Source organism: Paucisalibacillus globulus DSM 18846, from assembly GCF_000482485.1.
In the GTDB taxonomy this organism is placed as follows: Bacteria; Bacillota; Bacilli; order Bacillales; family Amphibacillaceae; genus Ornithinibacillus; species Ornithinibacillus globulus.
Window position 1 is genome coordinate 68,091 of sequence record NZ_AXVK01000021.1, and the last position, 16,739, is coordinate 84,829.

Annotated in this window: 14 protein-coding genes; 11 read left to right on the forward strand and 3 right to left on the reverse strand. The window is 37.0% G+C overall.

Annotation, left to right across the window (positions count from 1 at the left end):
- Positions 1–26 precede the first annotated feature (26 nt).
- From K332_RS0106560 to K332_RS0106570, 3 genes are all read left to right on the forward strand, one after another.
- Positions 27–734, forward strand: coding sequence for a Type 1 glutamine amidotransferase-like domain-containing protein (locus K332_RS0106560; protein WP_026906750.1), 708 nt, complete (start codon positions 27–29; stop codon positions 732–734).
- Between the two features lie 49 nt (positions 735–783).
- Positions 784–957, forward strand: coding sequence for a hypothetical protein (locus K332_RS24170; protein WP_169727352.1), 174 nt, complete (start codon positions 784–786; stop codon positions 955–957).
- A 305-nt stretch (positions 958–1,262) separates the two neighbouring features.
- Positions 1,263–1,703: a hypothetical protein gene (locus K332_RS0106570; RefSeq protein ID WP_026906751.1), complete on the forward strand. Its 441-nt coding sequence runs from the start codon at positions 1,263–1,265 to the stop codon at positions 1,701–1,703.
- A 209-nt stretch (positions 1,704–1,912) separates the two neighbouring features.
- Here K332_RS0106570 and K332_RS0106575 read toward each other — a convergent pair whose 3' ends face one another.
- Positions 1,913–2,860: a threonine ammonia-lyase gene (locus K332_RS0106575; protein WP_026906752.1), complete on the reverse strand. Its 948-nt coding sequence runs from the start codon at positions 2,858–2,860 to the stop codon at positions 1,913–1,915.
- Positions 2,861–2,987: 127 nt separating this feature from the next.
- Here K332_RS0106575 and K332_RS0106580 point away from each other — a divergent pair, with 127 nt between their 5' ends.
- Entirely contained in the window at positions 2,988–3,569 is a 582-nt protein-coding gene (locus K332_RS0106580; RefSeq protein ID WP_026906753.1) for a DUF1385 domain-containing protein, read from the forward strand.
- Positions 3,570–3,774: 205 nt separating this feature from the next.
- Here K332_RS0106580 and ltaE read toward each other — a convergent pair whose 3' ends face one another.
- Positions 3,775–4,794, reverse strand: a complete 1,020-nt coding sequence (gene ltaE / locus K332_RS0106585) for a low-specificity L-threonine aldolase (protein WP_026906754.1) — start codon at positions 4,792–4,794, stop codon at positions 3,775–3,777.
- A 217-nt stretch (positions 4,795–5,011) separates the two neighbouring features.
- Here ltaE and K332_RS0106590 point away from each other — a divergent pair, with 217 nt between their 5' ends.
- Both K332_RS0106590 and K332_RS0106595 read left to right on the forward strand, forming a co-directional pair.
- Positions 5,012–5,641: a hypothetical protein gene (locus K332_RS0106590; RefSeq protein WP_156914155.1), complete on the forward strand. Its 630-nt coding sequence runs from the start codon at positions 5,012–5,014 to the stop codon at positions 5,639–5,641.
- A gap of 90 nt (positions 5,642–5,731) precedes the next feature.
- Positions 5,732–6,850, forward strand: coding sequence for a DUF4145 domain-containing protein (locus tag K332_RS0106595; RefSeq protein ID WP_026906756.1), 1,119 nt, complete (start codon positions 5,732–5,734; stop codon positions 6,848–6,850).
- A gap of 544 nt (positions 6,851–7,394) precedes the next feature.
- Here K332_RS0106595 and K332_RS0106600 read toward each other — a convergent pair.
- Positions 7,395–7,643, reverse strand: a complete 249-nt coding sequence (locus K332_RS0106600) for a hypothetical protein (RefSeq protein WP_026906757.1) — start codon at positions 7,641–7,643, stop codon at positions 7,395–7,397.
- A gap of 529 nt (positions 7,644–8,172) precedes the next feature.
- Between K332_RS0106600 and K332_RS22015 the strand changes: the two genes are divergently transcribed.
- The 5 genes from K332_RS22015 (at position 8,173) to K332_RS0106625 (ending at position 16,605) form a co-directional block, all read left to right on the forward strand.
- Positions 8,173–8,850 (forward strand): CAP domain-containing protein, encoded by a 678-nt coding sequence (locus K332_RS22015; RefSeq protein WP_051359368.1) that lies wholly within the window; start codon positions 8,173–8,175, stop codon positions 8,848–8,850.
- Between the two features lie 107 nt (positions 8,851–8,957).
- The gene (locus tag K332_RS0106610; protein WP_026906758.1) at positions 8,958–9,974 is read left to right on the forward strand and encodes a Wadjet anti-phage system protein JetD domain-containing protein; all 1,017 of its coding nucleotides are present in this window, start codon (positions 8,958–8,960) and stop codon (positions 9,972–9,974) included.
- Positions 9,962–11,479 (forward strand): hypothetical protein, encoded by a 1,518-nt coding sequence (locus tag K332_RS0106615; RefSeq protein ID WP_026906759.1) that lies wholly within the window; start codon positions 9,962–9,964, stop codon positions 11,477–11,479. Before K332_RS0106610 ends, K332_RS0106615 begins: the two co-directional genes overlap by 13 nt.
- Complete coding sequence (locus tag K332_RS0106620; RefSeq protein WP_026906760.1) at positions 11,466–12,206, forward strand: DUF6063 family protein; 741 nt, start codon at positions 11,466–11,468, stop codon at positions 12,204–12,206. The genes K332_RS0106615 and K332_RS0106620 overlap by 14 nt, the downstream gene beginning before the upstream one ends.
- Entirely contained in the window at positions 12,193–16,605 is a 4,413-nt protein-coding gene (locus K332_RS0106625; RefSeq protein WP_026906761.1) for a coiled-coil domain-containing protein, read from the forward strand. Before K332_RS0106620 ends, K332_RS0106625 begins: the two co-directional genes overlap by 14 nt.
- Positions 16,606–16,739: the final 134 nt, after the last annotated feature.

Here is a 16,739-nt window from a genome sequence, read left to right on the forward strand (position 1 = left end):
GAGCTAATTCGAAAGGATGTAAAGTTATGAGACAAATAATTGCCCTAGGTGGTGGAGGATTCTCTATGGAACCCGATAATCCTTTGCTAGATAGATATATTCTTAATCAGTCCATAAAAAAACTCCCAAAGGTTTGTTTTATTCCTACTGCAAGCGGTGACTCAGATAATTACATTCATAGATATTATAAGTTCTTTGAACAAGAGAATTGTCTGCCTTCCCACCTATCATTATTCAAACCACCAACAAGGGATTTAGAGGGCTTCATATTAGAAAAAGATATTATTTATGTTGGTGGTGGAAACACCAGGAATTTACTAGTCTTATGGAAAGAATGGGGATTAGATACTATTTTAAAGAAGGCTTGGGAGAGTGGAATAGTATTGGTTGGTATAAGTGCAGGTGCAATTTTTTGGTTTGAAGAAGGAGTTACTGACTCATATGGTGACAGGTTGGAACCATTAACATGTTTGGGTTTGCTAAAAGGTAGTAATTGTCCTCACTACGATGGGGAAGTAAATCGAAGACCGTCATACCAAGAACTTATAGCCAAAGGTAAAATTAAGTCTGGTATTGCGACTGATGATGGGATAGCACTTCATTTTATTGATCAGGAATTAAGAGAAGTCATTAGTTCAAGACCTGATGCGATGGCTTATAAAGTATATTTTGATAATATTAAATTAGAATATATGCACCTTAACCTTCAATCAAATAAAGATAGCTTTAAGTAACAAAAATTATTATAATAAGAGAAAGACGAACAAAAAGGAGACAAATCCCATGTCTGAGAAAAAGAAGCTTAGTACAAGAGAAATTGTACAACAGCAGCTAGAACGCAAAAAACAAGCGCAAGCAAACAATACAAACCAAGTGCATGGCAAAGGTTCAGCAAAGCATATGCAAAGCCAACTTGCGAAGAAACCGAGTATGACACGCCGTAAAATGGGAAGTTAATAATTATAAAGCTTAATATTACTATGGGTTCGGTTGACCGGGAAAAAACTTAAAATAACAACAAAAATGGAGACACCAATTTGTATATGAATTGATGTCTCCATTTTTGTAGAACCCTATGTTAAATTGGTTGTGTATGGGATATCCACTGATTGACAAAACAAGTAACAACAACCGGCAGCTTGAACTTTGTATGATTAAAGTTAAAGTGCATTACGTATATTGAATAATAAATACTAAATTAATTGATTTCATTTTACTTAACTTCCGCAAACGGGCTATTTTGAGGGGGAAAATAAACCTATATGAAATGGGGGCATAAAGTGAAGCGGCTAACTGGTAGTGTGGTTGTAATAATTTGTTTAATTGTTATAAACGGGTGTAGTGGAGATGCGGGGAATGAGATATTTAAAATTTCCGATGGAGATCCCGTTGTTTTGACTCACGATTTAGAATACGGGATGGAAGAAGAGCTTAAAGGTGTTCTAGAATATGATAATGAAACGAAATGCTTGTATATTAAGAGCACCATCAAAGATGATTTGAATGATAGTAATGTACCTATTTGGCCAAAGGGTACTACTTCCTATTCAGAAAATGATTTACATGGTGTTAACATTCCAGACCATGGAATCTTCCTCGAAGGAGATACTGTAGAAGGCGGTGGTGGTGGAGTGGATGTTTCGAATTTAGAAAGTGACTGTCTGGAAGAAGGGATAACTTTTGCAATTACAAGCATCAAATAAAAGGCATAGTTCCAGAGCCAGGTGGCGTTAGTTTAACAAGGCATACGTATACCTTCCGCAAACGGACGTGATTGTTGAAGAATAAAGGGCTAGTTCCTCGGTGAAGATGGAGGGGGAACAAGGAAAAAACTTGTGGTTAAAGTTTCCACAAGTTTTTAGTGTTTGTTTTTACTTAAAAATGAATAGAGGAGACTCCAAAAAAAACACATTTAATTAATGAAACCCCCTAAAGTCCTAATATCCACATTTCCCCCTGAAAGCACACAGACCACATTCTTATCCTGGACACCTAATTTCCTACTCATAGCCGCAGCAACAGTTACTGCGCTGGATGGCTCAATAAGCTGTTTCATTCGTTCCAAAACAAAAGTCTGTGCCAACTTAATTTCTTCCTCAGAAACAAGAACAAGATCATCCAAGTATTTATGAACGATGGGAAAAGTTAAATTACCAGGCTGACTAGTTCTGAGCCCATCTGCAATCGTAGTTGTTGCCGGTATGCTGGTTATTTTTCCTTTCTGTAACGAGAGATAGGTATCATTTGCTGACTCTGGTTCAACTCCGATTACCTTAACTCTTGGTTTCTTTTGCTTAATTGCGGTTAAGAACCCTGAGATTAATCCGCCACCACCAATTGGAACGACAATGACATCTGTGTCTTCCAATTGCTCCAATATTTCCAACCCAATTGTACCTTGGCCAGCCATGACAAATGGATCGTCATAAGGCGGGATAAAGACGCCATTATGTTTTTTAGCCAATTCTTTGGCACGTGGTAGCCGTTCTGCTGAAGTGGTTCCACATTTTTCAATATGCCCACCGTAAGCTTTTATTGCGTTTAGCTTGCTTTCATTCGCATCAATGGGAACGACGATGGTGGCTGGAACACCTAATCGATTCGCTATGTAAGCAACAGCCTGCCCGTGATTTCCACTGGAAGCGGCAGTAATAAAGGTTGCCTTTTCTTTGACTGCCCGCTTTACCCGATTGGTTGCCCCACGAATTTTAAATGAGCCCGTCTTCTGCAAATGCTCCGCTTTAAAATACATCTTATTCCCGCAAATTTCACTGAGTTGGGAGGAATGCAAAATAGGAGTTTCATGAATAATGTCAGAAATATTTTCTCTTGCTTGGATTATATCGTGAATGATAATTATGGGAAACACTCCTTAGTTAGGCCACGGGAAAGGTACCTGTCCACATGGTTCTTTTGGTTGTATTATTTCATATTTCAGATATATTTAAAAGTAGGATTGAGGGCATAGTTCCTAAGGAGGATATACTGTGGAAATATATGGGGGAAGGGCTGGATTTAATTCGGTTAGTTTTACCAGCGAAAAGTATGAGTCATTGACTCGATTTAAGGATAGCAAGATCATAACTGAAATAAGTTTAAGAAAGGGAAATAGAGGTATAACGAATATTCTATTGAAGATACCTTTTGTTCGTTCTTTTTCATTGTTAATCGAAATAGTCATTGACTATTGGAAGAGATTTTTAATTGTTGTAGTTCCTTTGTTCTTATTCAATTTATACGTAATCAAAGAATCAACTTCAACTTCATTATTTGTTTTCCCCATAAATACCTTGGAAATGTTATTTATCTTTCTAATTCTTGCTGGTCTTATGATAAAAATAACTCCTATCGGTAAGTATCATGCAGCAGAGCATATGGTGGCAAATGCTTATGAGATGGATTCTGATTTAACATTAGAAATGGTGAAAAAACAACCGCGGACACATAGAGATTGTGGTACAAACTTAGTTATATCCATCTTTATCTGTTTTTGTATTCTATTTCTTTTTTTTGGTGGTGCAAAATGGGTACTACTAGTATCATGGAGTATTGGATATGAGTTATGGTAGTTTGAACCCAAATTTATTTGGAATTTCATATTACTCATTGGTAAGGGCGCACAATACCTTCTTTTTACTACCAAACCTAGCGAAAAACACTTAGTGGTGGCCATTGAGGCTATTAAGAAATTAGAAGAGAAAGAGGATCATGGGGATAAATAAAGGTGCTGTCACTCCCTAAAATGTTGATAAAGGCGGAGAGTGACAGCACGTTTTACACGATTGCTTGTATTGCGATTAATGCTTTATCAATATCCTCTCTTGATACATCATAATGCGTAACAAAACGAACCGTATCTAATCCAAACACACCTGCTAAAATGCCTTTTGATTTTAGCGCATCTACGAATGTTTCAGGTGTATGTTCGGTTTCTTTTACGTTGACGATAATAATGTTGGTTTCTACTTTGTTTTCAACTCTAATTCCATCAATAGTAGCTAAACCTTCAGCAAATATCCTGGCATGCGCATGATCCTCAGCTAATTGTTCAATGTTCTCTTCTAATGCAACTAAACCTGGGGCAGCAATTATTCCAACTTGCCTTAGTCCTCCACCTAGCATCTTACGCCATTTTCTAGCACGTTTAATAAACGCTTCCGTTCCAGCAATGATAGAGCCCACTGGCGCACCAAGTCCCTTTGATAGGCAAAATTGAACAGTATCAGCATTTTTGGCATATTCTTTCACCGATATACCCGAAGCCACCTGCGCATTAAATAATCTTGCCCCATCCAGATGGACTTGAAGATTATTTACTTTCGCTACTTGATAGATTGCCTGCATATTGCTTAAAGGTAGTACGGCACCACCTGCCAAGTTATGAGTGTTTTCTATGCAGACTAAAGAAGTGGTTGGGTAATGGATATTCTCAGAACGAATCGTATTTTTAACTTCGACTGGATCCATCGCACCATTTATACCAGGAATCGGCCTTATTTGGACATTCGCTAATGTGGAAAATCCACCAACCTCATGGATGTAAATATGTGAACTAGCTTCCAAAATAACTTCATCACCAGGTCTACAGTGGGTCAAGGCAGCAATCTGGTTTCCTTGGGTTCCACTTGTTACAAAAAGTGCCTTCTCTTTACCAAGTAGTTCAGCAGCCTTTTCTTCTAATCTAGTAACGGTTGGATCTTCCCCATATACGTCGTCTCCTACTTCAGCCTCATACGCTGCCCTGCGCATGGCCTCTGTTGGTTTTGTTACGGTGTCACTTCTTAGATCAATCATTCTATTACCACCTTTCTGATTGCTTGTATTTATTATTATCTAGCAAATTTAATCTCGTAGTTTAATATTAACATAATGTTCTGTGATTCATCATTCTATTCTCTAAGAATGATGGAGAACAAAATGATAGTATATTATACTATTAAAATAAGAAAGTTTTGGTAAATGGGAATTGGGGGAACTACTTTACTTTTTAAAAGGAAAGGGAGATGAACAATTGGAGGAGGAATACAGGTTTCAGCAAAATAGGAAAGGTACATGGAAATTAGTAGTATTAGTTGGTGCAATATTTCTATTCTTTATCATTGCTTCCATTCTTGATGATGGGCAAGTAACGCGAGAGACACTTTATATTAGTTTATTTGGAGTTCTATTTCTATCACTTCTTTTACTAAAGGGATTTAATACCAAAGTTTTGATGTATAACCATTTTCTAATCTATCGATACACTTTTTCTAAACACTCCATTGATTATAGTGAAATTGCCAAGGTAACAAGAGAAACACGAGAGGTTGGTAGTGGAGAAGATAGAAAACAGAATTTCTATTTTGCCTTTTATCGTGGAGATGGATCAGAAATTGTAGCCATAAAAGTTGGCTTATTTGGAGAAGCAGATAATCAAACACAATTTTTAAAAGCAATTCACCAGAAGAATCCTTCCATTACTTTTGATGAAGCGTGTCTTTATATTATGCAAGGAACGGAAGAATTTAAATACATAAATGATGTCATAGGAAGAAAAATTGGGGGGATCTTTCAATGGATTGTCATTGGCATTATTATCGTAGGATTTAGTGTTCCGTTGCTACTCTTTGGATTGGTAAAATTACTGGAGAAGTTTTTGTAGAAAAGAACTCTGACAAACTGTTTTTACCAGGTGAATCCAAACTACATTTCTAGTAAAATAGAACGTAACGCTATGATTGGAGAAAACATCATGACTAGACAAACCTATTTTTATCATTTTTTAGAACCACTATCAAAAGAATTAGCAACCATTGCACGTGAATTAGAAAATAGTATTTTTACGAGTCCACGTACCATGTTGACACATTCACGTACATTCATTGAGGCTATTGTAGATAAAGTATTAGTAACCGAAAATATTTCATTCGACTTATATACTTCTTTACTAGAAAAACTAGATAGTTTAGAGGAACATGGAATAGTAACACCGGAAATAAGGGATGCCCTTCATGTCGTTAGAAAGAATGGGAATCAGGCTGCACACGATGTGAGACAATTTCGCTATTCAGAAGCATTACTATCATGGGAGGCACTACACGCCATTGTATCTTGGTATGTGGAAGTATATGGACCAATTGAAATGATTATCCCAGACTATCAAGATCCAGAGCCAACAAATCAAGAATCCTATGATATGGCTGAGTTGCAAATACGATTTGAGAATATGGAAAAAATACTGAAAAATTCCTTTGAAACGTTTCTAAAACAAACTCCTGAAGAATTGGATGTCGCTGCTACGATTCAGGAAGAAGGGAGTACGGAAGAAAAGGAGACCATAACTCCTGGATTAACGACTATTCGAACGATTAAATATGGCAATGAAACAATTCATGTCCCACACTTTTTACGGGATGCTTTTTTATTACCACAACGATTCGAAAAGTCGGAGTTATTCTTAATCCGCCTTGGTGGGGAACAGCAAGCACGTATTATGAGTGAATTACCTGAGCATCTAGAAGGCTTGCATAAATATGTCAAACGCTACAATGAAACAAATGATAAGAATTTATTTGCTGAACTAAAAGTCTTTGTTGAAGAAGAGAAAAAGCGCCGTGAAATTAAGTTAAAAAGACCTGGAGAATTATTTTTATTTTACAAAGATGACTATATCATTGTAACAGAAAAAATAGCGCAAACTTCACTGAATAAGGATGAATTTGATGGTATACCAAGCTTAATAAGACAACTAAATGAATTTGGGGTGGAACAGGTAGGACAGTTACCACAGGAACTAGTTACATTAGCTAAGTATAGTAATGTAGGAATTGGGACAGTAGAGAAATTATTTGAGCAGTTGAAGAGGAAGTAAGTCATGAAAGCCGTGGGGACAGGTCCTTGGCCTAGCCAAGGAACCTGTCCCCACGGCTCTTTTTCGACATATTCTGAAAATTTACATTCTAAATCTATCATCTATGCTATGATAAGACATAATTTTTAAGATAAACGAGGTATCCAAAATGAAATTATCAACAAAAGTGGTAACTGCTATTGTAGTCGCTGTTCTATCTTTTAGTAACGTAGAGGAGAACTTTGGGCTGTAGGAACAGTCATTTTTGATGAGAATATATGTTATGACTGTATCGGTCTTGAGTCAAATAGTGACATTGATATAGAGTTTGATATTTTTCTAGAAAAGGTTTATTAGGAATGAAGAGAAGAAGGGAGATTAACACGTTGAATAACTAATGCTTCTCTGCCTTCAACATTATTGTCTATTAGACTAACATGATCACTTGCATTTACATTTGTACTAATAGAAAAAGTTGAAAATACTATGACAGCAGATAATGCAATTTTATAAATTTATTTTTCATTAGATAATTCTTCCCAAATACAGACCAGTTATTTGCTATTTAAAGAATATAAGTAAGAAATTTAAGTAGATAGGCTATAAAACCAAAGGAAAGAAAACCATAAAACACTAATCTTAATTCTTTACTACCTTTTTTCTTGAATTGTTGTTTACCTATGACAAATAAGACAAAAAGGTATAGTATAACCGTAACAAAGTCTTGTATTCTATTGTTTTCAATATAAAAAAGTAAGTAGAGAAGTATCATTAGAGAAATAATTGCTAATAGAATACTGACCTTTTTTTTCATGTATCTGCCCCCAGTTTGAAACAGTATTTTTCTTTATAAATAGATATTACAACAAATAAATTAAAGTCTCTTTAGGAAATGGAAAAATAAGAAAAAAATACTAGCTGATAGAAAAACAATAAGGATTTGGGCTTAGCTGTATTTGTCATATTTTCATTTAAGTTAGCCCATTTATACTATATTGATGAATAAAGTTTTAAATTATGGATATTGTCTGTTATTAGACACACAGTTCGGAGACAATGTGTAATTAGATAAGTGAATTTGCGAGAATAGGCTATCCTATAGTGAAACTTTAGGGATTATCCTGAAGTAAGACCAACAGATGAAATTTAAAAAAAGAACGAAAGTATAAAGGACGAAAACACATCCTTAATAGTAGGAACTGCTATAAAGTACAATTTGATATTGATGAATTCAGAACTAACTATTGGGTTTGGCTTAATCAATATAGGGTAACTTTTTTGTTGAATAATTATTTCTTGCATCTCATTATGAAACCATTTTTGCTGTTATTGGAAAAGAAGCTGTGGCTCAAGATGAAATACCAGTTTCCCAACATAATATAAAAGAAATTCATCAAGATAAAGTAAAAGTTGGTACGAATGAGATTAAGGTATTTCAAGAGATAGAAGAACAAAAACGCAAAGAAGAAGAGAGTTTGCGTTTGGAGCAAGAAAAACTAGAACAAGAAAGAATTGCTAAAGAGAAGCTGGAAAAAGAAAAATTGAAGAAAGAAGAAGAGGAAAAACGTCGTATAGCTGAGTCGAATCCTAAAGAAGAAGAGCAAAAAACGGTAGAACAAAAGAAACAAGCAAATACAACCCAAGAAAAGCCAAAGACAGAAGAGAAGAAGGAAACGACGAAGCCAAAACAAAATTCGGTCGCTTATCCAGGGATTAGTGCTTATGAAAATGAAGTAATTCGATTAACAAATATTGAGAGAGTAAATAACGGATTACCAGAATTGAAAATGGATTCTAAATTAAGTGAAGTCGCTTGGTACAAATCTCGAGATATGGTAGACCTGGGTTACTTTGATCATCAAAGTCCAACATACGGTTCGCCTTTTGATATGATGAGTCAGTTTGGTGTAAGTTATACAGCAGCAGGTGAGAATATTGCCTATGGTTATGCAACTCCAGAAGTTGTCGGAAAAAGCCATGGGGACAGGTACCTCGGCCGGTGCAGACAGCACGGCCAGTGAACCTGTCCCCATGGCTTTTTTGAAAAGTAATAATAATCTACTGCGATTCCAACAAGAATTTAGTACAATATACTTATACTTACTGTGTAATTTTGGGAGTGTAACAATTGAAATCTATTAAAAAGCAATTAGCTGTATTTTCTAGAAAAACAATTCGTTTGGATGAACTTGAGGATATTATGAAGGAAGTTTTACAAACATATGAGGACTTCGCTGAAGCGATTCTGGAGTTGGAGGCTGCTGGTATTTTAAACATGGTTAAATCTAAAGGTAGGACGTCAAGAGTACCTTCATTAGCATTTCTATACCGCATTAATAAAAGTCTCTTAGCGGAAAGCCACCATAAACAACTTCAGCAATATCGATTGAATTTACATCCTCTTCTTAATTTAGATTATTACTACAATCAGGATCCTTCTATATGGGACAGGGATCGAGACTATATAATAAAGCTAGATAACTATATAAAAACAGAGTATCTTCCAATAGAGCCAGTACCAGCACCTGAAAGAAGCTTTGAATTAGTAGGTGATGAGAAATGGATTACGGAAAAAGGTGGAAAAGAACTGCTAGAAAGAGTAGGTCTTTTTGATAGGTTGAACATTATTCCTGTTTCTGAACCTCTAATGTTTGCAATTAATCCTGATAAGGTAATGGCTCCCACACAATATCATCTCATCGTCGAAAACAAAACAACATATCAAGGGCTGCTTCCGGCACTTCCTGAAACTGTATTTGCGACCCTTATCTATGGGGCAGGTAAAGCTGTTATTAAATGTATGGAACAATTCCCTTTACAATATCCAGTAGAGGCTAACCACCAATTTTATTATTTTGGTGACTTGGATAGAGAAGGGATCTCGATTTGGTATTCCTTATTTAAAAAACATTCTATTAGACTAGCTTTGCCTTTTTATCTCGTTTGTTTAGAGAAAGAAATGGCAAAAGGGAAAGAATATCAGAAGGAAAATAAAGAAGCACAGGACCGATTTTTATCCTTCTTTAAATTGGAGCAACAGCAGCAAATTCATTCACTACTTAAAAACGGTTTCTATCATCCACAAGAGACATTAAAAACTAGAGAGCTGCAAGAGATTTGGAGGAAGTCAAATTGGACCAGTTAGATTTACAGGATATTACAAGTGGTTACCGGGAAAGAATGCGGAGGCTTGCTCTCTTTGATCCCTTATTTGATTTGGACCGTAAAAGGGAAATAGATCAATCCAATGCTCCTATTGATATGAAGGGGCTTGGCTTATTGACATTACTATTCTTTTTTGAACAAAAATTAATGCGACACTATAAGACGGGTGTCAAAGAATTAGCTGCCTTTTTACAGCAGTTAACAAATGGACAATATAAGCTAGAGCCAATAGATTATGAACGGTTGGCAAGAGCCATTATCCAGACTTTTCGTCCGACAACCGGGAGAAAGCGTAGTTACTCTTTCTTTAATTGGGAAACTTCCTTAGATGAGCACATTGACTATTCTATTTTAAAAGCAAACAATTTTGATATGAAAACTAATACACAATATTACACACTCGACGAAGATGGGCTTGAACTTGTTTTTGCTACGAAGGAATTTTATAGTGAATTTCAATTATCTATTAATCAATTGATGCTTCGTAAACAATTGGATAAAGGAGAGTTTAAAGGGGCACTTAGACAAATCAATGAAATGCATATTGACGTGGAGAATTTGCAGGAGCGAATGATTAAGCTTAAGCATGAAATTCAGCGTAGTATCGTTTCAGAAGAGACTTTTGAGAGGTACAAGCAGTTACTAGAAGATATCTATGGAAGGCTCACGCGAGAGGATGAAGAGTTTAAAGAACTTCGTTTATTTGTCAAAGAAACACGGGAGAGACTTTTTTCCAAGGATGTGCACAAGAAAGAAGTGAAAACCTATCAACTAGTTGTTCAAATTACTAGCGAACTGGAATCAGTCCACTATGAGCACTCTCGATTACTAGAGCAAACATTAGCATTGAAAAATACAACTCTAGTTACAGCACAGGAATCTCTTTACTATACAGGAATACAGGCATTTAACTTCGACCAAGACCTTGTATCCCCTGTTGTATCTAACCCGTTACCACTGGAGTCCATGGTAGGGGTACTGCATCCATTTCTGAAAGTAGAAGAAAATAGGGTATGGTCTCCGTTAACCTTATTTGCCGAACAGAATATAACGGAGGAACACGAGACAAATAGACAGCAAGATTTTGTGGAAGTGGACCAAGGGGAGAAGGATAACCCTTATCGAAAAAGTGTCATGCAACAATATAAGATAATCATGCAATTCTATCTGGATGCAGTTGAAACAAACGAGGTCCATACATTATCTAGCTTTATGGATTACTTGGAAGAGATAGGGCAATCCATGCTTTATAAAAACCGGTCTTTTTATGACTTTTGGATGATTATGCATCAGCGTTCCCCTATTATTCAAGGTGAAATAGAAGGAGAAGAAGAAGGGAAAACTTTATTAAGTGAAGCGTTTCGGCTACTTGGTGACCGGACCTTATTAATCACAGAAGATAACGGAATAATTAATCGAATAAAACGCTATTCCATACAAGAAATGAAGATTCGTTTGGAGGATGAAGATGATGCACTATCCTGAATCAAAGGTAATGAAAGCTTTTCAACTATATACACAGCTTGCTCGTGATGGCGTGGCAGATTTCGAGGCTGTCCAACAATACCGAGCTGACGAGGCTATCCGGGGATTACTGGAGGCCTTTGGGAGAGAGGTAGATTGTGTCATTGTTACAACGAGTGAGCAGATGTTTCTAATTCCTGAGACGAGATTGTCTCCTTTTCATGTTAGTAATGATTGGATTAAGCGGAATTACTTACGATCTGGAGCTACCAATGGTGATATTTATCTATTATATTTTGCTAGTATTATTTTATTTGGAACATTCTATGATTCTTACCATAGTCAAGCACCGACGAGACAGTTTCTCAGATTAGATGAATGGGTGACGTCTATTCAAGATCGGATAGAGCAACTGAAATCTCATGACGGGGAAGAACTGAAGGAACTTGAAAAGGAGTTTTCCTATAATTGGGGCTTAATTATTGAGAAGTGGGATGATATGGATGATGTGAAGGAAACGGCGAAGAAGCAGGCTGGTAATACAATCAGTCGATTAAGCTTTATCGATACAGTGAAAAGATTCCTGCTGGATCAAGACTTAATTCAAGAAATTGGTAATGATGAAATTACGATTACAGAAAAGGCAAAGACCATTGTTCAGCGCTTCTTTATGGAGATAGAGTATAACAAAGGAATATTTGAATTTATTTATGGTTTTGAAAGGGGGCAAGAGCATGCCAGCGATTAGTAAAATTAGGCTAACGAATGTTGTCTATGAGGAAGGGAATAAACGCTATAACGATGAATTGTTTTTATTTGAAGGTCACAATGGAGGTATACTTTTAGAAAATGGTGGCGGGAAAACTGTTCTAATTCAAACAGCCTTACAAGCTGTTCTGCCTCATGTCGATTTAGCTGATCGTAAAATAAAAAATACCCTTTTACTAGAAAATGCTCCAGCTCATATTGCTATTGAATGGATTACCCATGATAAACCGAGACGCTATGTTGTGACAGCTGTGACGCTTTTTCTAACAAAGCATGGGCTAGATTCTATCCGCTATGTCTATGAATACGATGCAGGGGATGCGAATGGAATTGAAGGAATACCTTTTGTTAAAGAAGGCAAAGAGGGAAACCGTCCAGCAGAACGTGGGGAAATGCAGGATTACTACAGCGGAATGAAAGAGAGGTCTTCCTTTTTTGCTCATACATTTGACACGATTAAGGGATACAAAGCTTTTATCGAAAAGCAGTACCATATCATCTCTGGTGAATGGGAAAGTATTGTGAAAATCAATAGTACAGAGGGCGGAGTTGAAGCTTTTTTTGACGATTGTAAGAGTACGAATCAGTTATTTGATCGATTATTAATTCCTACTGTAGAAGACGCGATTGTCGGCCATGATAAAGCGATGTTTGCGGATATGTTTGAAAAGCAGCACCAGAGCTTTAAGAATTATAAAAAATTAAAACAAACTATCGAAGAGAACAAGCGTATTCAAGAAAAGTTAGAGAACTACGTGATGACCTTTGAAAAGCTCCATCATAAGCAGAAAGCATACACGAAAGCAAAGCAACAAGCAAAAGGAGTTTGGAATCTAACCCTTTCTCAAAAGCAGCAAATGACAGGTGATTTAGCCGAGGGCTCACGGATGTTGACGGACTGGGAAGCGGAGCATGACACGCATAAGGTTAAATCAGCTTCATATGAGATTGCAATCGAAAAAGCTACATTAGAAGAAAAGGAATCAGCATACAATACTAAGCATGCTCATCAATTAGATAAAATAGAAGAACGAGATACCCATCAAACGAATTATTATTCGCTAAAGCTTGCTAAGTATAAAGAAGAGATGAAGGAAGAGCAAGAAAAACTAGCGTTTTCAGAGGAAAAACTTGCAGAATTAGAGAAAGATGAAGAATTAATCGACCTACAGGAGTCATTAGAGGAAGCAAAGCAGTCCTTATTAGGAAGCTACCTAGAAGAGATTGAAAAAATAGATGAAGAAAAACAAGGACTTACGTATCAACTTAATCCTATCTTGGAACACGTCGAACAACTGACTAGAAGTAAATCTGGTTTGGTTGAACGCGTAAATAAAGCAAAACAACAGCTATCTGCAATCAAGGAGCGGATACAGGCTCGAACGGAAGATATGGAAAAGCTCCAACAACAGCTTCTTGCTAATCCACAACAGGAACAGGTCTCTATTGAATTAAAGAAATGGCAGGAGCGTAGTAATTATCTTGATCAGGAAGTAGTACGCTTGAACCAGGAAGTGAGACAACTGAACCTACAGATTGAGGAAGCGGAAGAGCAAATGGATAATCTGCTTCAAGAACATGCAGAAATAGAGACGAACAAGAACAACGTATCATTCAAACTGACCGAGTTAGATAATGTGCAAGGGAATGTTATTACTCGCCTAGCAGGCTTACGTCAACAATGGGCCAGTTTAGAGGATATTTATACAGCACAGCAAACGATTGAAACTAGAATACTTGAACAACTGGAAAAACTGAAAAAAGAACGGAATAGTCTCCTGTTCAAGGAACGCCTTGCTTATCGGTTTGTAGATGATTACGGTACTCAGGATATCTTTTTTGCTGATACCTTTCTTGCAGAACAGCTCGCTTCATGGAAAAATCAGCTCGGGTATATTGTAACAGGTGTTGAGTATTTGCGGGACCTAAACGATGGAGAACGAAATAAGCGCAAACACTTTCCGCTTTGGCCTTTGACACTGGTCACAACGAATAAATCCAAGCAACAACTGTTGGATAAGCTAAACCACATATCCGATCGTTTACAGTTTCCGATAAGTGTTTTGACGACAGAAGAGGCACTTCAAGTAGACGAAAGCCAGGGGCAGGCCTGGGTTGCACCAAAGCATTGGCATCAAAATCTAGAAACAGAGTACTTTACAGATTGGAAGGTCCAGTTAAGAAGTGATGCCCACGCGATAACAGGACTCCGGGAGCAGAAGGAAAGGGAGCTTACAGACTGGCAGGATGGATGGAAAGCATTTCAACAGTTTTTAGAAATGTATCCATATGAATTATACTCTTCTCTTAGCACAGAGCTGTCGGAATGGAAGAATCGCTTAGAAGATGTCGTTCTGCGAATAAAAGCGATCAAAACGAAAATAACTGAATCACGTTCGATTATAGAATCTAATAGAAATAAAACACAAAATTATTCGAACGAAATGCAAGGATTACAAGCTAAGATAAAGGAAGGACTAACCTATCTTTCCTATGAGAAAGAAGTTGAATTAGAGGGAAAGAAAGAGGACAGCTTGTCTGCAAGTCTACAGTTGCTAGAAAAGGACGAGTCTAAGAAGGAGAATGAATTACAAGGATTTGATGAGGAAAAAGGTGATTTACAGCAACGCATAACGGTTTTAAATAACGAAATGGTAATCTTAAAGCGTGAGGATGATTATCTGAGGGTAGCGTCACTCAATCCGATATATTCTGGAGAAAGTAAACAAAGCATCAAGAATAAAATTCATGATTTGAATCGAAAAAAGGATAAAGTCACGGTTACACAAGGGGAATGGCTTGCTAAACAGGAAGCTGCTGAGCAAACACTGAAAAAGTTGCAAACTTTAATGGAAGAGATTCGAAATCAACAGAGCGACTTAGATGAAGAACAAGCATTTCCGAGTGACGGGGATCAATGGATGGAAACTCTATTGATTAAAATAAAAAAGTTGAACGGAGAATTGATTGCCCTGAATCAAGAGGTGAAACAAGCACTTTCTGAAAAGGAAAATCAAAAGGGAAAATATGAATTAAAACTAGAACAGTTTAAGAAGAATTATCCTGGCCGAGAGCTTATTTCATTTGAGCATCCCCTTGATGAAATCTATCAATCTTTACAAAAGGAAAGTGCAAAGCTATCGGAAAGAAAAGAGTATATTAATAAGCAGATAGAACGAATTAATACTCAGCTTGAAAGTATCTCCAAGGCAGAACGTGAGCTTGAAAAGCATATGGAGAGTCATCACTTCAATGCACCAGACCTGTCGGAAATCGGCCTGACGGAAGAACAGCAGCTAGCTTATAATTATCAACGCAAGAAGTATGTGGAAGCTGCTATTGAGGAAATGAAAAAAAGGAAACAAGAGATGGATGAGGAAGCGACTCGGGTACAAGCGGAGAAAGAATATGTCCGAGATTTTTGTAGAAAAGAGATTTCAGATATTAAGCTCCAACAAATGGCGATAAATGGAGTGGAGTATAAACAGACATATGAAGATGTAGTTTCCTTTAAGAATAATATGTTGACCAGTATTGAACGTATTTCGAAGTATGCCAATGAGCATATTAGAAAAAGTGATGAAGACCTACAGTTGTTTATTAATCAAATTCATTCCCATCTGCATACGATTGTAGAGGAATTAAGACAGATTCCTAATAAAACGAAAGTGAAGGTTATTGATGATTGGAAACCAATCTTTTCATTTTCGATACCGGAGTGGGATGAAGAGGTGGGTAAGACTAGAATAAGAGATTATATCGAATGGATTCTACAGCAGCTAGAGTCAGAGCGATTTCTCAATGACCAAGGCATGCAGGATGAAGGAAAGGTTAGAAATGATGTAGAGATGTGGCTTCAGACTAAATCATTACTGCAAGTCGTCATGAATAATGAAGTGATGAAAGTCAACTGTCGAAAAGTAACCAACGATAATCACGTAACATCGAGATCCTATTCCTGGGAACAGAGTAATGTTTGGTCAGGAGGAGAAAAGTGGAGTAAGAATATGACGCTTTTCTTAGGTATATTAAATTATGTGGCGGAGAAGAAGCAGCATCTACAGGCAAATATGAAACGTCACCGTGCAGTTATACTAGATAACCCATTTGGGAAAGCATCTAGTGATCATGTGTTAAACCCAGTATTTTTCGTTGCGGAACAGCTGGGTTTCCAGATTATTGCGCTTACTGCACATGCAGAAGGAAAGTTCTTACAGGATTACTTCCCGGTCATCTATAGCTGCCGCCTACGGTCATCACAAGAGTCCGGGAAGAAAGTGATGACAAAAGAGAAATGGCTCCATCATGCGTATTTCCAAGACCATGAACCAGAAGGGCTTGAGCGGTTGGGGGAAGTGGAACAGATGGAATTGTTTTGAGACCGGGTATTTACTAGTCAATCTTATCTACCAAGTACCACAATTACTCACCAACATAAAGAGCGATTGGCAGGTTAAGTTGTTAAATCAAAAAGAAGTAATCGTACAACCTTGTCAAGGGGCGGTTACTTCTT

Excerpts from the sequence above, each read along its gene's own strand:
- K332_RS0106560 (WP_026906750.1), top strand. The coding sequence starts at position 27 with ATGAGACAAATAATTGCCCTAGGTGGTGGAGGATTCTCTATGGAACCC.
- K332_RS24170 (WP_169727352.1), top strand. The coding sequence starts at position 784 with ATGTCTGAGAAAAAGAAGCTTAGTACAAGAGAAATTGTACAACAGCAG.
- ltaE (WP_026906754.1), bottom strand. The coding sequence starts at position 4,794 with ATGATTGATCTAAGAAGTGACACCGTAACAAAACCAACAGAGGCCATG.
- K332_RS0106625 (WP_026906761.1), top strand. The coding sequence starts at position 12,193 with ATGCCAGCGATTAGTAAAATTAGGCTAACGAATGTTGTCTATGAGGAA.
- K332_RS0106570 (WP_026906751.1), top strand. The coding sequence starts at position 1,263 with ATGAAATGGGGGCATAAAGTGAAGCGGCTAACTGGTAGTGTGGTTGTA.
- K332_RS0106600 (WP_026906757.1), bottom strand. The coding sequence starts at position 7,643 with ATGAAAAAAAAGGTCAGTATTCTATTAGCAATTATTTCTCTAATGATA.
- K332_RS0106620 (WP_026906760.1), top strand. The coding sequence starts at position 11,466 with ATGCACTATCCTGAATCAAAGGTAATGAAAGCTTTTCAACTATATACA.
- K332_RS0106595 (WP_026906756.1), top strand. The coding sequence starts at position 5,732 with ATGACTAGACAAACCTATTTTTATCATTTTTTAGAACCACTATCAAAA.